Annotated in this window: 3 protein-coding genes; all 3 read right to left on the reverse strand. The window is 64.2% G+C overall.

Annotated elements, in window-relative coordinates:
• Window positions 1–344 (reverse strand): 2Fe-2S iron-sulfur cluster-binding protein (locus EOC06_RS08475; protein WP_206631165.1); only part of this gene is annotated, 344 nt, incomplete at its 3' end.
• Window positions 341–655, reverse strand: coding sequence for a sarcosine oxidase subunit delta (locus EOC06_RS08480; protein WP_127381894.1), 315 nt, complete (start codon window positions 653–655; stop codon window positions 341–343). The genes EOC06_RS08480 and EOC06_RS08475, both read right to left, overlap by 4 nt.
• Window positions 656–672: 17 nt before the next feature.
• Window positions 673–1,932 (reverse strand): sarcosine oxidase subunit beta, encoded by a 1,260-nt coding sequence (locus EOC06_RS08485; protein WP_128307500.1) that lies wholly within the window; start codon window positions 1,930–1,932, stop codon window positions 673–675.
• Between the last annotated feature and the right edge of the window lie 154 nt (window positions 1,933–2,086).

Here is a 2,086-nt window from a genome sequence, read left to right on the forward strand (position 1 = left end):
AGCTGGTTGACGGCGTTGATGTCCCAGGCAAGCGAGGGAAAGCGGTTCTGGCTGATGGCAACCAGGCCGTCATGGATTTCGACCATGGTCGCCGGAATGTTGGGCTCGCGAACCTCGCCCTTCAGCACCGTCACCAGCGCGTTGGGCTCCTCGACGCCGGCAGTCAGCAGGCCGCGCGGGCGGTGGTATTTGAACGAACGTCCGTAAAGCGTGACGCCCTTGGCCAGCAGCGCCGACGCCAGCGTGTCGCCGGCATGGCCGGTGTAGGCCGTGCCGTCGAAGGTGAAGCGGATGGTTTTCAGCCGGTCGATGCGGCCGCCGGTATCGGCGCGGCGCGGGCTCATGCCTTGTCCTCCGCCTTGCGGCGCGCGGCGGAGCCATGATCGCCGCGCCCTTGATGATCACCGCGCACGAAGGCAACGCTGGAAATCTCATGCGTCAGCGTGTTGCGCACGACGCGCAGATGCGCGCGGCAGCCGCCGGAATGCTGCCAAATCTCGTTGTGATCCCCGGCCGGGTTCAGCCTGTCATAGACATAGGCATTCCACGCCTCGAAATTCTGAGAGGCAGGATCGGGACGCTCGCGGTTGCCGTCACCCTGATAGGTGAACTCGATGACGTCGCGCGGACCGCAATAGGGGCAAGTGATCAACATTGAACTCTACCTAATGCCTAATGCAGCCGGGGGTTTGCACCCTGGCCCTTGTCGTCGATCACCAGGCCGCGGTGGAAGCGGTCGAGGGTGAAGGGGGCGTTGAGATCGTGCGGCTGGTCCTTGGCGATGGTCCAGGCGAAGCACCAGCCGGAAGCCGGCGTCGCCTTGAAGCCGCCATAGCACCAGCCGCAGTTGAGATACATGCCGGGCAGGGGGCCGGTGGTGATGATCGGCGAGCCGTCCATCGACATGTCGCAGACGCCGCCCCAGGAGCGCAGCATGCGCACGCGCGCAAGGCCCGGAAACAGCGCCAGCATTTCGCTCATCACCTCGTCGACGACAGGCAGATTGCCGCGCTGGGCGTAGCTGTTGTAGCCGTCGATGTCGCCGCCATAGATGAGGCCGCCCTTGTCCGACTGCGACATGTAGAAATGGCCCATGCCGAAGGTGACGACGGTGTCGATGAAGGGTTTCAGCGATTCCGTCACGAAGGCCTGCAGCACATGGCTCTCGATCGGCATCGTCTCGATGCCGGCCATCTGCATGACCCGTCCGGTGCTGCCGGCGACCGCCACGGCCACCTTCCTGGCGCGGATGTCGCCGCGCGAAGTGGTGACGCCTGATATGCGGTCGCCATCGCGCAGAAAGCCGGTGACCTCGCAATTCTCGATGATGTCGACGCCGCGCCGGTCGGCGCCGCGCGCGTAGCCCCAGGCCACCGCATCGTGGCGGGCGGTGCCGGCGCGGCGCTGCATCAAGCCGCCGACCACCGGGAAGCGCGCGCTGTCGGAGACATCGAGCGCCGGGATCAGACGTTTGATCTCAGCCTTCGTCATCAGTTCGGCGTCGACGCCGAGATGGCGCATGGCGTTGCCGCGCCTTGCATAGTCGTCGAACTGGGCCGGCGTGTGCGCCAGGTTCAGGCAGCCGCGCTGCGAGAACATGACGTTGTAGTTGAGCTCATGCGAGAGGTTCTCCCACAGCTTCATCGAGTGTTCGTAGAAGCGGGTGTTGGCCGGCAGCAGGTAGTTCGAGCGCACCGCCGTGGTGTTGCGGCCGACATTGCCGGAACCGAGCCAGCCCTTTTCCACAACGGCAACATTGGTGATGCCGTGTTCCTTGGCAAGATAATAGGCGGTCGCCAGCCCATGACCGCCGCCACCGATGATGACGACGTCATAGGACGCCTTCGGGTCAGGCTTGCGCCATGCCGGCTTCCAATCCTTGTTTCCCTTGAGCGCGTTCGCGAGCAGCGAAAAGGCCGAGTACTCTGCCATTGATGTCATCCGGTTCGGGCGATGCGGCAGACTATAGAGCAGGCCGCACCCGCAAAGCCAATATTGCGCCATCGCCTTTCGACTGGCCGACGCTTGAAATGGATCGATGGGGGTGAGTGATCGGTTGGCGCCAATGATCGGATGGGCTCGCGAT

The sequence above is a fragment of the Mesorhizobium sp. M7A.F.Ca.MR.362.00.0.0 genome, assembly GCF_004023175.1.
GTDB lineage: Bacteria > Pseudomonadota > Alphaproteobacteria > Rhizobiales > Rhizobiaceae > Mesorhizobium.